This window comes from Roseateles sp. T103 (genome assembly GCF_057219915.1).
Map to the genome: position 1 here is coordinate 50555 of NZ_JBXVVS010000002.1, position 16816 is coordinate 67370.

General features: G+C 66.3%; 12 protein-coding genes and 3 tRNA genes. 4 read left to right on the forward strand and 11 right to left on the reverse strand.

What is annotated here, in order from left to right; translation table 11 throughout:
- Positions 1-2: 2 nt before the first annotated feature.
- Entirely contained in the window at positions 3-3140 is a 3138-nt protein-coding gene (gene fdnG / locus AC2EBS_RS06705; protein WP_484727629.1) for a formate dehydrogenase-N subunit alpha, read from the reverse strand.
- A 434-nt stretch (positions 3141-3574) separates the two neighbouring features.
- Between fdnG and AC2EBS_RS06710 the strand changes: the two genes are divergently transcribed.
- On the forward strand, positions 3575-4972 hold the full coding sequence (locus tag AC2EBS_RS06710; RefSeq protein WP_484727630.1) for a sigma-54-dependent transcriptional regulator: 1398 nt from the start codon (positions 3575-3577) through the stop codon (positions 4970-4972).
- A 4-nt stretch (positions 4973-4976) separates the two neighbouring features.
- Positions 4977-6998 (forward strand): sensor histidine kinase, encoded by a 2022-nt coding sequence (locus AC2EBS_RS06715; protein ID WP_484727631.1) that lies wholly within the window; start codon positions 4977-4979, stop codon positions 6996-6998.
- Between the two features lie 10 nt (positions 6999-7008).
- Here the strand turns inward: AC2EBS_RS06715 and apbC are convergent, their stop codons facing one another.
- From apbC to tolB, 9 genes are all read right to left on the reverse strand, one after another.
- Entirely contained in the window at positions 7009-8106 is a 1098-nt protein-coding gene (gene apbC, locus AC2EBS_RS06720) for an iron-sulfur cluster carrier protein ApbC (RefSeq protein WP_484727632.1), read from the reverse strand.
- A 171-nt stretch (positions 8107-8277) separates the two neighbouring features.
- Positions 8278-8353: transfer RNA gene (locus AC2EBS_RS06725), tRNA-Lys, on the reverse strand.
- Between the two features lie 24 nt (positions 8354-8377).
- Positions 8378-8453: transfer RNA gene (locus AC2EBS_RS06730), tRNA-Lys, on the reverse strand.
- 14 nt (positions 8454-8467) lie between these two features.
- A tRNA-Lys gene (locus AC2EBS_RS06735) sits at positions 8468-8543 on the reverse strand.
- 33 nt (positions 8544-8576) lie between these two features.
- Positions 8577-9371, reverse strand: coding sequence for a tRNA threonylcarbamoyladenosine dehydratase (locus tag AC2EBS_RS06740; protein ID WP_484727633.1), 795 nt, complete (start codon positions 9369-9371; stop codon positions 8577-8579).
- Positions 9368-10483, reverse strand: coding sequence for a YeeE/YedE family protein (locus tag AC2EBS_RS06745; RefSeq protein ID WP_484727634.1), 1116 nt, complete (start codon positions 10481-10483; stop codon positions 9368-9370). The genes AC2EBS_RS06740 and AC2EBS_RS06745 overlap by 4 nt, the downstream gene beginning before the upstream one ends.
- A 91-nt stretch (positions 10484-10574) precedes the next feature.
- A complete protein-coding gene (gene ybgF / locus AC2EBS_RS06750; protein ID WP_484727635.1) occupies positions 10575-11381 on the reverse strand; it encodes a tol-pal system protein YbgF in 807 nt (268 codons plus the stop codon).
- A 1-nt stretch (position 11382) separates the two neighbouring features.
- A complete protein-coding gene (locus tag AC2EBS_RS06755) occupies positions 11383-11916 on the reverse strand; it encodes an OmpA family protein (protein ID WP_484727636.1) in 534 nt (177 codons plus the stop codon).
- 113 nt (positions 11917-12029) lie between these two features.
- On the reverse strand, positions 12030-13313 hold the full coding sequence (gene tolB / locus AC2EBS_RS06760) for a Tol-Pal system beta propeller repeat protein TolB (RefSeq protein WP_484727637.1): 1284 nt from the start codon (positions 13311-13313) through the stop codon (positions 12030-12032).
- Between the two features lie 184 nt (positions 13314-13497).
- Here tolB and AC2EBS_RS06765 point away from each other — a divergent pair, with 184 nt between their 5' ends.
- Positions 13498-14079 (forward strand): peroxidase-related enzyme, encoded by a 582-nt coding sequence (locus tag AC2EBS_RS06765; RefSeq protein ID WP_484727638.1) that lies wholly within the window; start codon positions 13498-13500, stop codon positions 14077-14079.
- 47 nt (positions 14080-14126) lie between these two features.
- Positions 14127-14534, forward strand: a complete 408-nt coding sequence (locus AC2EBS_RS06770; protein WP_484727639.1) for a response regulator — start codon at positions 14127-14129, stop codon at positions 14532-14534.
- A gap of 40 nt (positions 14535-14574) precedes the next feature.
- Here AC2EBS_RS06770 and AC2EBS_RS06775 read toward each other — a convergent pair whose 3' ends face one another.
- On the reverse strand, positions 14575-16695 hold the full coding sequence (locus tag AC2EBS_RS06775; protein WP_484727640.1) for a methyl-accepting chemotaxis protein: 2121 nt from the start codon (positions 16693-16695) through the stop codon (positions 14575-14577).
- Positions 16696-16816 lie beyond the last annotated feature (121 nt).

The following is a 16816-nucleotide window of genomic DNA, read 5'->3' on the forward strand; positions in this document are numbered from 1 at the left end:
GTTTACACCTTTTCGATATTGACGAGGAAGGCCTTGAACTCCGGCGTTTGCGAGTTCGCGTCGCCGACGAAGGGCGTTAGCGCATTGGCCAGATAGCCGTTCTGCGTCACGCCCTTGAAGCCCCAGTGGATGGGGATGCCGACGTGGTGGACCTTCTTGCCGTTGACGTCCAGACCCTTCATGCGCTTGGTCACGACACAGGCCGCGATGACCTCGCCGCGGTTGCTGCGCACCTTGACCTTGTCGCCCTGCTTGATGCCCTTCTCCTTGGCCAGCTCCTCGCCGATCTCCACGAACGGGGCCGGCTGCACGATGGCATTGCTGCGCGCGTGCTTGGTCCAGTAGTGCAGATGCTCGGTCAGGCGGTAGGTGGTCGCCGCGTAGGGGAACTCCTCCTTCTTGCCGAAAGCCTCCAGATCGCCCTTGTAGACCCGCGCGGCCGGGTTGGACACGGCCTTGGGGTTGCTCGGGCACATCAGGTTGACGCCCACCGGCGTCTCGAAGGGCTCGTAGTGCTCGGGGAAGGGACCTTCGGCCATGCCGATGGCGTGCAAACGTGCCACGCCCTCCGGGTTCATGATGAAGGCACCGACGCCCTGCTCCGGCGCCGCATCGGGACGCATGTCCGGAATGTCCGCGCCACCGGCCCAGCTCGTGCCGTTCCAGGCCAGGTACTTGCGGCTGGGATCCCAGGGCTTGCCGTTCGCATCCGCACTGGCGCGGTTGTAGAGGATGCGGCGGTTGGCCGGCCAGGCGAAGCCCCAGTTGGGATGCACGCCCAGACCGGTCGGGTCGGAGTTGTCGCGCCGTGCCGTCAGATTGCCGGCCTGGCTCCAGCAGCCGGCATAGATCCAGTTGCCGCACGCCGTCGTGCCGTCGTCGCGCAGCACCGCGAAGCCCGGGATCTGCTCACCGGCCTTGACGATGGGCTGCGGCGGTGGCGCATTGGGTGGCGGGGGCGGCAGCGGGATGGGCTTGCCCTTTTCGTCCAGCTTCGGGGCCGGCGGCGGTGCATACAGATCCGCCAGCGCACGGCCGCTGATCTCGCGCAGCACCTCCATCGGCGAAGGCACATTGGGCACCACATAGGGCCAGGCCAGTGCAGCCACGGGCTCGGGCAAGGTGCCGCCGTCCTTGGCGTACATGCCACGAAGCTTGATGAACAGGCGCGCCATGATTTCCGAGTCCGGCTTGGCCTCGCCCGGCGGATCGACAGCCTTCTCCTTCCAGCTGATCACGCGGCTGGAATTGGTGAAGGAGCCGGTCTCCTCGGCAAAGCAGCTGGTCGGGAAGCGGAACACCTCGGTCTGGATCTTGGTCGGATCCACATCGTTGAGCGGCCCGTAGTTCTTCCAGAACTCGCTGGTCTCGGTCTCCAGCGGATCCATCACGACCAGGAACTTCAGCTTGGCCAGCGCCGCCGAGAGCTTCTTCTTGTTCGGCACCGCAGCCAGCGGATTGAAGCCCTGGCAGATGAAGCCGTTCATCTTGCCCTGGTGCATGCGCTCGAACATGGCCAGCACGTCGTAAGCACCGTCGCGCTTAGGCAGCCAGTCGTAGGCGAAGTCGTTGTCCTTCGTCGCTGCGGCACCGTAGTAGGCCTTCATCAGGCTGGTGTGCCACTTCGGGAAGTTCTGCGCGAAGTTCATCTGGTTCGGGCGCAGCGCCTTGGGGGTGCGCACCTTCAGATAGGTTTCGCGGTCGACGTCCGACTCCAGCGGCGCCAGCATGTATCCCGACAGCACCTCGGAGTAGGCGCACATATCGGTGATGCCCTGCACATTGGCATGGCCGCGCAGCGCGTTGATGCCGCCGCCCGGACGGCCCATATTGCCCAGCAGCAGCTGGATCATCGCCATGGTGCGGATGTTCTGCGACCCGACGGTGTGCTGTGTCCAGCCCAACGCGTAGCAGATCGTCATCACCTTGTCGGTGGCCGAGGTGGCGGCGATGTGCTCGCAGACCTTGAGGAACTGCTCCTTGGGCGTGCCGGTGATCTTCGAGACCATCTCCGGCGTGTAGCGGCTGTAGTGCTTCTTCATCTGCTGGAACACGCACTGCGGGTCCTGCATCGAATCGTCCACCTTCACGAAGCCGTCGTCACCGAGCTGGTAGCCCCAGGTCGACTTGTCGTAACTGCGCTTTGCCTCGTTGTAGCCGCTGAAGAAGCCGTTATCGAACGCGAAGCCTTCCTTCACCAGGAAGGTGGCGTCGGTGTTGAGCTTCACATAGTCGCGATGGATCTTGTCGTTCGACAGCAGGTAGTTGATCACCCCGCCGAGGAAGGCAATGTCCGTCCCCACGCGAATCGGCGCGTAGTAGTCCGCCACCGCAGCCGAGCGCGTGAAGCGCGGATCGACCACAACGAGCTTGGCCTTGCGATGCTGCATGGCCTCGGTCACCCACTTGAATCCACAGGGGTGCGCTTCGGCGGCATTGCCGCCCATGATGAGAACGAGATCCGTGTTCTTGATATCAGTCCACGAATTGGTCATCGCTCCGCGACCGAAAGTCGGGCCCAGACTGGACACCGTCGGCGCGTGTCAGATGCGTGCTTGCGTGTCCAGGGTGACGATCCCCAGACCGCGAGCGATCTTGACGCTCAGATAACCGGATTCGTTGGAGGATGCCGAGGAGATCAGGAAGCCCGTGGTGTTCCAGCGGTTCACCGTGATGGTCTTGCCGTCCTTCTCGACTGTCTTGACGAGGTTGGCGTCGCGGTCGGCCTTCAGGTGCTTGGCCACACGCGTCAGCGCCTCTTCCCAGCTGATGCGCTTCCAGTCGGCACTGCCGGCTTCGCGCACCTGCGGGTACTTCACGCGGTCGGGGCTCTGAATCATGTCCAGCACGCCGGCGCCCTTGGGGCACAGCGTGCCACGGTTTACCGGATGATCGGGATCGCCCTCGACATGGATCAGGGTGGACTTGACGTTCTTCGCCTTGTCACCCAGCGAGTACATGATCAGGCCGCAGCTGACCGAGCAATACGGGCAGGTGCTGCGGGTTTCGGTGGTCCGGGAGAGTTTGAAGTTGCGCGTCTCGGCAAGTGCTGCCGTGGGCGAGAAGCCCAGCGCCGCAAGACTCGAAGCGGCCAAGCCCGCTCCACTCACCCGGAAGAACTGCCTCCGGTTCATGTCCATTTCGGTTTGCCTCCTGCGGCTCCAGCCGCTTGAGTTGTGACTACGTCGGGGATGGCCGTCACGCGACACTCGCGCAGATTCCCGCACAAATGCCAGGGCTTGTCCACCCGGGCTGAGCCGCAGACAGACTGACCAAGTCCGCGTCAGCTTGTCGCGGCGTATCGAGCTCGGGCAGCGGTCGCGACAAGTTGTCGCCAGCAGGGCAAATCATCTGGATAACCCTGAGACAAGCTGACGCATAGACGGCCGGTGGAGCCATGCGCAGGCCGCACCGACGCTGCGCCGCTGTGCGCTGTTCGCAACGTCGGCGGCTGCGTCTGCCAGCAGCCTGGTGGCAGCGCAGGGCCCCGCTTGGCCCGCATGCCGGGCGTGCAGCGCACCGGCAGCATGCCACCCAAGCAGCAGGGCCAGGGGCTGCGCTACAGTGGCTCTCCATGCCGCTGTCCGACATGCAGTCCCTAGCGCTGGCCTCGCCGATCGACTGGCCCACCAGTGCTGTGCTGGTCGTCGACGACGAGGAGGGCATGCGCAACTTCCTCGTCAAGACGCTGGCGCCGCGCTGCGGCCATGTGGCGGCCGCACCCAGCGCCGAAGCCGGCGAGGCCCTGGTGGCGCGCCAGCGCTTCGACCTGATCGTGCTGGACATCAGCCTGCCGGGCATGAACGGCCTGGCCTGGCTGCGCGAGCTGCGTGAACGCGGCATCAGCTGCGAGGTCATCCTGATCACCGCCTTCGCCGATCTGGACACGGCAATCGAGGCGCTGCGCATCGGCGCCTCGGACTTCATCCTCAAGCCCTTCCGCCTGACCCAGCTGCTCAATGCCGTGAAGCACAGCCTGGAGCGCGCGCGGCTAGCGCGCGAGAACTATGTGCTGCGCCGCACGCTGTCGCAGCGCAGCGCCGCGGCCAGTGCGCTGCTAGGCGACTCAGCGGTGATGCAGGCCTTGCGCCAGGCGCTGGCGCGCGCCGCAGCGGTGGACAGCACCGTGCTGCTGGTCGGCGAATCGGGCACCGGCAAGGAGCTGGCGGCGCAGGCCCTGCACCGCGGCAGCGCGCGCGCCGACGGCCCGTTCGTGCCGGTGAACTGCGCACTGATGTCGCCCGAGCTGGTCGAGGCCGAGCTCTTCGGCCATGCCGGCGATCCAGCCCAGTCCAGTGCCGGCGCACGCGACGGGCTGTTCTATTACGCGCAGGGCGGCACGCTGTTCCTCGACGAGGTGGCCGAGCTGCCGCTGGCCGCACAGGGCAAGCTGCTGCGCGTGCTCGAGGAGCGTACCGTGCGCCCGGTGGGCGGCGAGCAGCAGCTGGCGGTGGATCTGCGCATCGTCGCCGCCACCAACCGCAATCTGCCCGAAGAGGTGGCCGCCGGGCGCTTCCGCAAGGATCTCTACTACCGGCTGCAGGTGGTCGAACTGCAGCTGCCGCCGCTGCGCACGCACAAGCAGGACATCCCGGCGATGGTCGCGCATTTCATCGCCGAGCTGGCGCCGCGCCTGGGCGTTGAGCCGATCATGCTGGGCGAGCGCGAGCTGGCCTATCTGCAGCAATACGACTGGCCCGGCAATGTGCGCGAGCTGCGCAATCTGCTCGAGCGTTCGCTGATTCTGGGCTCGCTCAACGTGTCGGCACTCTATCCCGGCCCGACGGCGCCGGCCGAGAGCGTGAGCGAGCCAGCCGCCACCGATCTCCACACCCTGGAACGCCGGCACATCCTGGCGGTTCTCGCCTCGGTGCAGGGCGACAAGGCCCGGGCCGCGCGGCTGCTGGGTATCTCCAAGCGCACGCTGGAGCGGCGCTTCGCCGAATGGAACCAGCTGGCGCAGGAGGGCTGAGGCCATGCGCACGCTGAGCATACGCGCCAAGCTGCTGCTGCTGTGCCTGCTGCCGCTGTGCGTGGTGCTGCCGCTGCTGGGGCTGATCCTCGCCTACTGGGGCGACGCGGCCTTCGACCGCCTGTTGATCACCAAGGTGCGCAGCGATCTTGCGGTGGCACGAGGCTACTTCGAGCGCGTGCATGCCGAAGTCGGCAGCGGCACCAAGGCGGCCGCGCAATCGCACCTGCTGGTGAGCCGCTTGCAGTCGGGCAGCCTGCAGCAGATCCCTGCGCTGTTGGGCAACAGCCGGCGCGAGCATGGGCTGGAATTCCTCAATCTGCTCGCACCGGACGGCACGCTGCTGATCAGCGAGCTGGGCATCATCGAAAGCGGCTACCGCATGCCTGTGCTGGTGGCCGATCCGTCCGGCGCGCAGGCTTCGGTGGCGGTGCTATCCCCCGAGCACTTCAGACACGTCGCGCCGCAACTGGTCGACCGCATCGCGCTGCCGCTGCTCCCTACACCCAATGCGGCTCCGACCGACAGACTGGTCGAGGACCGCGCCATGGTGATGATCGCCCGGGCCCCCATCCACGACGCTCAAGGCCAGCTGCTCGGTCATCTGCAGGGTGGCGTGCTGCTCAACCGCAATCTGCCCCTGATCGACCACATCAACGAGATCGTCTATCCGGAGGGCTCGCTGCCACAGGGCAGCAAGGGCACCGCCACGCTGTTTCTCGACGATGTGCGCATCAGTACCAATGTGCGGCTGTTCCAGAGCTCGCGCGGCGAGCGCGCCATCGGCACGCGCGTCTCTCAGCAGGTGCGCGACACGGTGCTGGGCAGCGGCGGCACCTGGCTGGCCCGCGCCTTCGTGGTGAACGACTGGTACGTCTCCGCCTACGACCCCATCCACGACAAGGATGGCCGACGCATCGGCATGCTTTACGTCGGCTTCCTCGAGCGGCCATTCCTGTGGACCAAGTACAGCATGCTGGCCGGCATCGGCTTCGTCTTCGTCGCCGTGATGCTGGTCGCAGCCTGGGGGTCGATGCGCTGGGCGCGAAGCGTCTTCAAGCCGGTGGAGCGCATGGCGCGCACCATGCAGCGCGTCGAAGCTGGCGAGGCCGCGGCACGGGTGGGCAGCCTGCCCTCGCGCGACGAACTCGGCCAGCTGGCCGGGCATCTCGACCATCTGCTGGACACGGTGGACGAGAAGACCCGGACACTGCAGCGCTGGGGCGAGGAGCTGGACCGCAAGGTGGCGGAACGCACCGAGGATCTCGAGGCTGCCCAGGCGCAGCTGGTGAAGAGCGAGAAGCTCGCCACGGTGGGCCAGCTCACTGCCAGCATCGCGCACGAGATCAACAACCCGATTGCCGTGATCCAGGGCAATCTGGACCTGATGCGAGAACTGCTGGGCCCGGCGGCCGAGCCGGCGCGCGCAGAGATACGCCTGATCGACCAGCAGATCGAGCGTATGCGGCTGATCGTCACCCAACTACTGCAGTACGCCAGGCCCACCGAGTACGCGGGTTATGTCGAGCAGGTCGATACCGCCGAGGCGCTGGATGGCAGCCTGCTGCTCATCGAGCACCAGCTGACGCGTTCGCGCATCGAGGTGCGCCGCGACTACAGGGCCACGCGGCGCGTGGGCATCAACCGGCAGGAGCTGCAGCAGGTACTGATCAATCTGCTGGTCAACGCTGCGCAGGCGATGAGCGACGGTGGCCAGCTAGGCCTGCACAGCGAGGACTGGAACGACGCCGACGGCACACCGCGCGGCGTGCGCATCACCGTCTGCGACACCGGTCCCGGCCTGAGCCCGGCGATGCTGGAGAAGCTGTTCACGCCCTTCGCGACGACCAAGAGCGATGGCACCGGCCTCGGTCTGTGGATCAGCCGCAGCCTGGTTGAGCGCTATGGCGGCGACCTGCGCGCCGAATCGACAACAGCATCCGGCGCCACTACGGACAGCTCCGCGGGAGCCTGCTTCTCGCTTTGGCTGCTCGCCGAGCCGGCCGTGGTGGCCGGCAAGGTGTGAAGCGCCCGACTCAAGTCCCCTTGGAAATCGAGATCGTCGGGAACTTGCTCGAGTAGTCCTTGGACTGTTTGGCGATCTTCACCGCCACCTGCCGGGCCAGGCTCTTGTAGATCGCAGCAATCTCGCTGTCGGGCGCGGCCACCACGGTGGGTCGGCCAGCGTCGGCCTGTTCGCGGATCGCCATCGCCAGCGGCAAGGCGCCGAGGTAGTCCACGCCATACTCGGTCGCCATGCGCTTGCCGCCATCGGCGCCGAAGATGTGCTCGGCATGGCCGCAGTTCGAGCAGATGTGCACCGCCATGTTCTCGACGATGCCCAGAATGGGCACGCCCACCTTCTCGAACATCTTCAGCCCCTTCTTCGCGTCGATCAGCGCAATGTCCTGGGGCGTGGTGACGATCACCGCGCCGGTCACCGGCACGCGCTGCGAGAGCGTCAGCTGGATGTCACCGGTGCCCGGCGGCATGTCGATGACCAGGTAATCCAGCTCCTGCCAACGCGTCTGGCGCAGCAGTTGTTCCAGCGCCTGCGTGGCCATCGGGCCGCGCCAGATCATGGCTTGGTCAGGTTCGATCATGAAGCCGATGGACATCAGCTGCAGCCCGTGGGCCTGCATCGGCTCCATCAGCTTGCCATCCTGCGTCTCGGGCCGGCCTGACACGCCCAGCATGGTGGGCACGCTGGGACCGTAGATGTCGGCATCCAGCAGCCCCACGCGGGCGCCCTCAGCCGCCAGCGCCAGCGCCAGATTCGCCGCCGTGGTGCTCTTGCCCACGCCACCCTTGCCCGACGCCACCGCGATGATGTTCTTCACGCCGGAAAGCAGTTGCACACCGCGCTGCACCGCATGCGCAACGATCTTGCTGCTGATCGTCACCGAGACATTGGCGACGCCAGGCACCGTGCGGGCGGCCGCCACAAGGGCGCTGCGCAAGGCATCGATCTGGCTGGCCGCCGGATAGCCCAGCTCAACATCGAAAGAGACATCGCCACCGGCCACGCGCAGGTTCTTCAGCTGCTTGGTGCTGACGAAATCCTGCTGGGTGTTCGGATCGACGACGGCCTGCAGCGCCTGCAGAAGGGCAGCGTCCTGGATGGTGTCCGGCATGAGCGTTGTGCAAATGAGGTTTCGAGCGGGGCGCAGTCTAGCCGAGCCACTTCCGCCCCACGCCGCCAAGGGTCGGCCCTTGTGCGGCCAGCGCCTGCATCCGCTCTCGCGGCAACAAAAAAGCACCCGGCCTTGCGGTGGGTGCTTCTTGCGATGCCTGTACGGCGTATCTGGTGGGCCCTGTAGGATTCGAACCTACGACCAACGGATTAAGAGTCCGCTGCTCTACCAACTGAGCTAAGAGCCCGGGTCTGAGGCGTCAGGGGAAATTTGGTGGGCCCTGTAGGATTCGAACCTACGACCAACGGATTAAGAGTCCGCTGCTCTACCAACTGAGCTAAGAGCCCCCGAAAAGCCTGACTGGTGGGTTGTGCAGGATTCGAACCTGCGACCAACGGATTAAAAGTCCGCTGCTCTACCGACTGAGCTAACAACCCCCGTTTCAGTAGAGCCTCACATTATAGGGGAGCTCAAATTGGCGGCGCAAGGTTTTTCGCAGTCGGTGCAAGAAAGCCGTTGACCAACTCGGCCGCCGCGGCAAGACCGAAACAGGCAGTCACGGTCACGCTGGACCCGTAGCCATGGCAATTCAGGCTGCCGTCCGCTTCACAAGATGCATCGAGTGGCGCCTGCACCGCCTCGCGTGAGAACACATAGCGGGCACCGATGCGCCCCTGTCGCGCCGCGCCATACTGCTTACGCAGGCGCTGCCGAACCGAAGCCAGCAGTGGGTCGTGCGTCAGCAGCCCCAGATCCTCAATCACCATCGCATGGGGCGACCGCTTGCCGCCCGCCGCACCGACACCGACGAAGGGCAGCCGAGCCTCGATCGCCCAGGCAGCCAGTCGCGCCTTGGCGCGCACCTGATCGCAGGCATCGATCAGCCCGTCGATGTCAGTGCTCCCCAGCAGCCCAGGCCAGTTCTCTTCGTCGACGAACTCTTCGACGACTTGCACTTCGCAGCCCGGGTGGATGTCGGCGATGCGCTGACGCAAAGCCTCGGCCTTGGCCATGCCCACGGTGGAGCCCAGCGCCTGGATCTGCCGGTTGATATTGGATTCGGACACTTGATCCAAATCGATCAGCACCAGCCCGGCAACGCCGCTGCGCGCCAGCGCCTCCACGGCCCAGGAGCCCACGCCGCCCAGGCCTACGACGGCGAAGCGTGCCGCGCGCAGACGCTGGTACTGCACCTGACCGTAGAGTCGGCGCAGGCCTCCGAATCGTCTCTCGAGATCGGCCTCGTCGAGCGCAGCAGCGCTCACGCCATGCGCTCCAGGCGCCACATCTGGTAGCGCAGACCAAGCACGGCACCGCCGATGATGCCGGCCAACGCGATGAAGCTGCCCAGGCTCAGCGTCGAGACACCCGACAGGCCCTGGCCCACGGTGCACCCCATGGCCGTGACACCACCCACGCCCATCAGAACCGCACCGACCAGATGGTTGGCGGTGTCCTCGATGCCGCGGAAGCCTTCCCAGCGGAAGCTGCGTGTGACGAGCGAATAGACGGCCGACCCGGCGATCACGCCCAGCGTCGAGACAATCGCCAGCGTCAGCACCTTGCTCTTGTCGCTGAAGTACATGAGCCAGTCCAGCACATAGGCGATCGGCGCGGTGAAGGTGAAGGATTCCATGCGCTGATTGGTGCTGCCGATGAAGGCCTCCTCCAGCGTCTCCGGATGCTCAGCCAAATGCCCGAACACGCCGGAGACCCACCAGAGGCCCACCACCAGAGCACCCATGCCGAAGCCACCCAGCAGCACATCGGCGCTGCGGCCTTCGGCCCGCATCAGCGACCACAGCAGCAGTCCGCCGCCGAGCAAGGCGCCGAGCAGCAAGGCCGCCTGCGGCTTGGCCATGCCCAGCAGCGGTCCCAGCAGCGAAGGGAGATCCTGCCCGCGACCGAGTTCGACCAGCACTTGATCCACCGTAGCCACGCGCGCCACGGCAGTGATGCCCTTCATCGTCGCAAAGGCGGCGATACCCATCACCACGAACACCACCAGGGACTTCAGATTCCCCGAACCGATGCGCAGCAAGGTCTTGTTGCCGCAGCCCGAGGCCAGCACCATGCCGACGCCGAAAAGCAGTCCGCCCACCGCGTACGACAGCCACAGCAGCCGCGACCCGGCATAGATGCTCTTGCCCGCCTCTACCCAGCCCATCGCGACCATGCCGTTGAAGCCGAGCATGGCCACGCCGATCGCCAAGGCCCACATGCGCATGCGCGCCCAGTCGCCCATGTTGACGATGTCTGCCACCGCACCCATGGTGCAGAAATGCGTGCGCTGCGCCACGACGCCGAACAGCAGGGCCAGGCCGAAAGCCGCCCACAGCACCTGCTGACCCAATGAATTGATATCGATCTCCTGCATGGGGCCGAATTCTAGGCGGCGCAGCAAAAAGCCCCGGGCACCATGCGGCGCGCGGGGCTTGGAATAAGTGAGTCGGCGCGGTCCGCGACGCTTACTTGAGCAGAGCCAGCCTTTCCTTGCCAGCCTGTGCAGCTTCGGTACCCGGATAGGTCTTGATCAGGTCCTCCAGGCTCCGGCGCGCGCCCTTCACCTCCTTGAGCTCGATCTGGCAGTTGGCCATCGCGAGCAGCGCCTCCGGCGCTCGGGGGTGCTTGGGGTTGGCGGCGATAAAGGCGCGGAAGGTGGCGATTGCCTCCTTGTAGTCGCGCTTGCCGTAATGGGCATTGCCCAGCCAGAAGCGCACCGACTCGGCATAGCCGCTGGCCGGAAAGCGCTTGAGGAAGCTGGCCAGCGCATTGGCGGCCTCGACGAAATCGCCCCGGCGCACGAGGCCGATCGCCGCATCGTACTGGCGCTTTTCCTCCGGGTCGGCCTGGAATTCCTGACCGTCCAGCAACACCTTCTGCGGCTCCAGCGGGCGCAACCGCGCATCCAGCGTCTGCGACTGATCGGCAAGCTTGCGCTGCGTGTCTGCCAGATCGCGGGCCAGTTGCTCGTTCTGCCCGCGCAGCTTGGCCACCTCGTTGCGCATCACCTCAAGCTGCGCATTCAGGTCGAGCAGGCTGCGACGCAGTTGCCCCAGCTGCTCCTGCAACTGGCCGGACTGCGTCTCGGCCATCTGGCGCTGCGCCTCGTCGAGCTTGGCCATGCGCGCGCGCAGATCGAGGATGGCGCGGCGCGCCTCCTCATCCGCCAGCAGGGCATGCGCAGGCTGGCTCAGCAGGCCGGCAAACGCCAGCGCCACCACTGCCGCCGGCTTGCGCATGCGCCAGAAGCCCCGGACCGAGCGGGCGCTCATCTCACTTGTCCTTCAGCTCGACGCGACGGTTCTTGGCCCAGACGGCTTCACCCGTGCCCTGCTCCGCCGGACGCTCCTTGCCGAAGCTCACCGGCTCCACTCGATTGGCCGGCACGCCCAGCAGACCCAGCGACTTGGCCACGGCCTCGGCGCGACGCTGACCCAGAGCCAGGTTGTATTCGCTGCCGCCGCGCTCGTCGGTGTGGCCTTCGAGGCGCAGATTCACCTTGGCATCGACGCCCAGGCGCTTGGCATGCGCCTCGACGACGTTCTGGAACTCGGGCTTGACGACATAGCTGTCGAAGTCGAAATAGATCACGCGCAGCTTGGACACGGCCTCGGCGGCCTGTGCAGCCAGGTCCACGGTCTGCACGCTGGACTGGGCGGTGCCGGTGGTCGCGCCGCTCGATGCGCTCGGCGCCACGCTGCGGTTCTCCACCGGAGCAGCTGCGGGCTCGTCCAGCTTGGTCGAGCTGCAACCGGCCAGCACAGCAGCGGCCAGCAGGGCCAATGCCAACTTGTTCGTCTTCGTCATCTCTTCACTCCTGTCAATCAGCGGCTTGGGGCCGCTCGTGGTTACCAAAGGCAAAAATCAATGAATGGTTCGCGACGTCGCAGCGTGTCTCGCCCCGGGCAGCTCCGGCGCGTTCAGCGGCCGAACGGCCCCCAGGCTGGCTCGCGCACATCGGCCTGCGTCGACACCAGCCGGGCTTTGATGCGGCCATCCAGCGTGCTGGTCATCAGCACGTCCCTGCCGCCGACACGGGTGGCATAGACCAGCAGCCTGCCGTTGGGCGCGAAGCTCGGGCTCTCGTCGTCGCTGGTGTCGCTGATCGTCCTGACCACGCCACTGGCCAGGTCCATCACACAGACACGGAAAGCGCCGCCGCTGCGGTTCACATAGGCCAGCGTACGACCGTCCGGGCTGACCGCCGGGCTGATGTTGTAGCTGCCATTGAAGCTGACGCGCTCGGGCGTCCCGCCCGCCACTGGCATGCGATAGATCTGCGGGCTGCCGCCGCGGTCGCTGACGAAGTAGATCTGCTGCCCGTCGGGCGTGAAGGCCGGCTCGGTGTCGATCGCCGAGCTCTGCGTCAGGCGGCGCAGGCCGCTGCCGTCGCGGCGCATGATGAAGAGCTGCGAACCGCCCTCGCGCGACAAGGTCAAGGCCAGCTGCTGCCCGTCGGGCGAGAAGGCCGGCGCACTGTTGCTGCCGCGGAAATCGGCCACCGCGCGGCGGCGACCGGTGGACAGGTCCTGGATCCACACCACCGCCTTGCGCGTCTCGAAGGACACGTAAGCCAGCTCGCGCCCGTCGGGCGACCAGGTCGGCGAGATGATGGGCTCAGGGCTGTTCAAGGCCACCTGACCGCCCTCGCCGTCCGCATCGGTGATGCGCAACGCATAGCGGTTGCCGGACCGGGTCACATAGGCCATGCGCGTGGCGAAGACGCCGCGCTCGCCAGTGAGCTTCTGGTAGATGAAGTCGGCAATGCGGTGCGCAGCCAGACGTACATCGTCAGGCAACACGGCATGCGCTTCGCCGCCCAGGTCCTGGCCCTTGACCACGTCCCAGAGCTTGAAGCGCACATCGATGCGGCCATCGGCCAGCCGCGCCGCCGAGCCCGCAGCCAAGGCATCGGCCTGCTTGCCGCGCCACTCGCTCCAGGAAGGCGCGCTGCCCTCGTGCAGGCCGGGCGCTGCGTCGATGATGCGGAACTGGCCGCTGCGCTCCAGATCGGCGCGCACGATGGCCGCCAGCGGCTGACCGGCACGGCTCTCGTCGCGAAAGTCGGGGATGGCAATCGGCAGCTGGGTGCCGCCGACGCCGGAAATCTCGACGCGAAACTGCGCGAAGGCCGGCAGACTGGCTAAGGCAGCCGCCGCACCCCCGAGCCAATCACGCCGCGTCAGCGACGCGGCAGGGAGCATGGGTATCTTGTGGGCACGCATGGCGCTGAAAGACTGTTGCGAAACGCAATGCCCCGCGCGGGGCAGATCCGTTGAAGGCCCGCATTCTGCCTCAGCGCACGCCAAGCCCCTGGCTATGATGGCCGGAAACCATATGAAACAGGATGCAAGCCGCTGCAGTGGCGAACCGCAAGGAGACGAGTCGATGAGCGCCGTGTGCCGCTACCCCGTGCCCGAACTGGCCGAATTGCCTGACGACGTGCGCCAGCGCATCGTCGACGTGCAGGCCAAGGCCGGCTTCGTGCCCAATGTGTTCCTGGCGCTGGCACGGCGGCCGGACGAGTTCCGCGCCTTCCTGGCCTATCACGACGCGCTGCTGCTGCGCGAGTCAGGCCTCAGCAAGGGCGAGCGCGAGATGATCATCGTCGCCACCAGCGGCGCCAACAACTGCCTGTACTGCGTGGTCGCCCATGGGGCGATCCTGCGCGTCTACGAAAAGGCGCCGCTGCTGGCCGACCAGATCGCCACCAACTACCGCAAGGCCGACATCACGCCGCGCCAGCGCGCGATGCTGGACTTCGCGATGAAGGTCTGCCTGCGCTCGGCGGAAGTCGGCGACGAGGACTACGCAGCACTGCACCAGCACGGCTTCAGCGACGAGGACATCTGGGACATCTGCTCGATCACCGCGCTGTTCGGCCTGTCCAACCGCCTGGCCAATACGGTCTCGCTGCGCCCCAACGACGAGTTCTACCTGCTGGGCCGCGTGCCACGCAGCAAGGGCTGAGCGCCGCGCTTGGGCAGCGCCTTTCACCCGCACAGGCAGAGCATTCGATGTCCTCTTCAGCCCGCGACAGCAACAAGGCCTTGCGCGTGCTCGTCGCCGACGACATGCCCCTCAATCTGCGCGCCGCCGCCAGCATCCTCAAGGCGCTGGGCCATGGCGGCGTTCTGGTCACCGATGGGCAGAAGGCGCTGGACGCCTTGGCGCGCCAAGCCTTCGACGTGGTGCTGCTCGACGTGTCGATGCCGGTGATGGGAGGCCTGGAGGCACTGGGAGAGATCCGCGCCCGCGAACGACACGGCCGCCCCCATATTCCGGTGATCATCGTCTCGGGGCACGATCTTCCCGAGGACCGCGAGCACTATCTGAAGGCCGGCGCCGACGGCTTTATCGCCAAGCCGCTCGACCGGGATCAGCTCGCCGCCGAGTTGCAGCGCGTGCTGCAGCTACTGCACTAGCAGCCAGGTACGCCGCCAGCGCAGGGTATAGAGCGGCGGATCAGAAGGTCTCCCAGTCACCTTCGCTCTCGGCCGATATGGGGCGGCGCGCCGGGGCTGGCTTGGCCGGTGGGTGTGCCACCGGGACGGCTGCTGCGGTCTCACGTCGCGGTGCGGCGTCCCGCGCCGGATTGGCGCCCGCAGCAACGCCTTCGACTTGAAGCCTCAGCTGCTTCAGCACCTGGCCGACCGTCTTGCTGACTTCAGCAAAAGGCGTCCCAGGCTCCAGCTGCCTTTCCGCCTGGGCGTAATCGCGCTTCATGATGGAGTCTGCAACCTTGCCAGCCTCGCGGTGGAACTCACGGTGCACCTGCAACAGACGCCCAAAGGAAGGCTCATGGCCCCACCGCTTGCCGCCCGGCCCGTGCAGCCATTTGCCGAGCTTGCAACAGTCGTCGCGACGCAACTCGTCGGCATTGACGCTGAGCTTGCGCGTCACCGCATTTCGCAGCGTGACCCGCCACTGCTGGTGGGCCGCGAAGGCCTGCTCGAAGTCGAGCTCCTCACCGCCTTCCGGCACCGAATGCTTCTTGCGAAGCGCCACCGCGTCCTCTTCAGCCAGGGTCACATCCCGCTCGGTCAGCTTGAAGACCCGGATCGTGCCGTGCACCGTCGTGACTTGCGAGTCCATTGACTTGGCCGCCGCAGCGAGCTCCTCGACCATCGCCGCGTTCTGCTGCGTCAGCCCATCGAGCTGGGACACCGCCTGCCCGATCTGGCTCACGCCAAGCTCCTGCTCCTGCGCGGCACGGCGGATCTCCTCGATCAAGCCACTGGTCTTCTCCACCGCCACCATGGTCTCGCCCATGCGCGCTTGGGCATCGTGAGTCTGTCGGGTGCCGTTCTCAACGCGAGTGATCGAATCCTCGATCAGCTGCTTGATCTCGCGCGCAGCGCCGCTGGTGCGCTGCGCCAGCGCGCGCACCTCGGAAGCCACCACGGCAAAGCCTCGGCCCTGCTCGCCGGCACGCGCGGCTTCCACCGCAGCATTCAAGGCGAGGATATTGGTCTGGAAAGCCACGCCATCGATGACCTGGATGATGCTGCCGATCTTGCCGGAGGACTCGGCAATGCCCTTCATCGTCTCGGACACCGCCTGCACCGCCTCATGGCTGCGCCGCGACAGCGCGGCCGCCTCGCCGGCGAGCTGCGCCCCTTGATCGGCGGTCTGGGTGGCGTGCTTGATGGTTCCGCTGATCTGTTCCATCGATGCCGCGGTCTCCTCCAGACTGCTGGCCTGCGATTCCGTGCGCCCGGAGAGCTCGATGCTGCCGGAAGCGATCTCCTTCGAAGCGCCGCGCAGATTGGCGACTTCGTGGCGCACATCGCGCACCACGGTACGCACCGTTACCGCCAGCTGTGCCATGGCCAGTTCGAGCTCGCCCAGCACGCCTTCGTGCTTGACCGTCACCGACTTCGTCAGGTCGCCCGCCGCCAGCCAGTTGGCCGTATCACGCACACCCAGCAGCGGCTTGATGAAGGTACGGTGCGCCACGAGACAGGCCACGCCGGTACCAATCAGCGCCACGATCAATGTCACCAGGCCTGACAGGCCCAACTCGGCGGACACCGTAGGCGCCAGTCCGGCACCGGCGATGCTGGCATACATCCAGCCGCTGGGCCCGAGCCTGAGCCAGCGCAGCACGCGGCCGCTGATCGTCTGCACATGCAAGCTGCCCGCGCGAAGCACATGCTTGAGCCGCCCGGATGCCGCCTCTTCGCGCATGCGGGCATAGAGTGCTTCGGCCTTCTCGACCTGATCGGCGCTCGGCAGAGAACGCACCGACAGGTACCCGACGATCTTCTCGCCGCTACGCACCGGTGTGGCATTGGCCAGCACCCAGTAGTGGTCGCCGTTCTTGCGGCGGTTCTTCACCATGCCCGACCAGGGACGGCCGCTCTCGATCGTGGCCCACATGTCGCGGAAGGCCTCTTCCGGCATGTCGGGATGCCGCACCAGATTGTGCGGCTGCCCCAGCAACTCATCGCGAGTGAAGCCGCTGACGGCGACGAAGTTGTTGTTGCAGTAAGTGATGCGGCCCTTGGTGTCCGTCACCGAGATCAGTGTCTGATCCGCAGGAAACGTGTAGGCCTTGCCGGTAACGGGAAGATTGCTTCGCATGGTGTGGGTCGGCGCTCGTCAATACAACCACGGGCGCGCGATGCCACGACAACACAATGCCGCACCCGACCTTGCGACGTCCACGAAGACGCGCACTCGCTAGCTTCGCTCAATTAGCCCG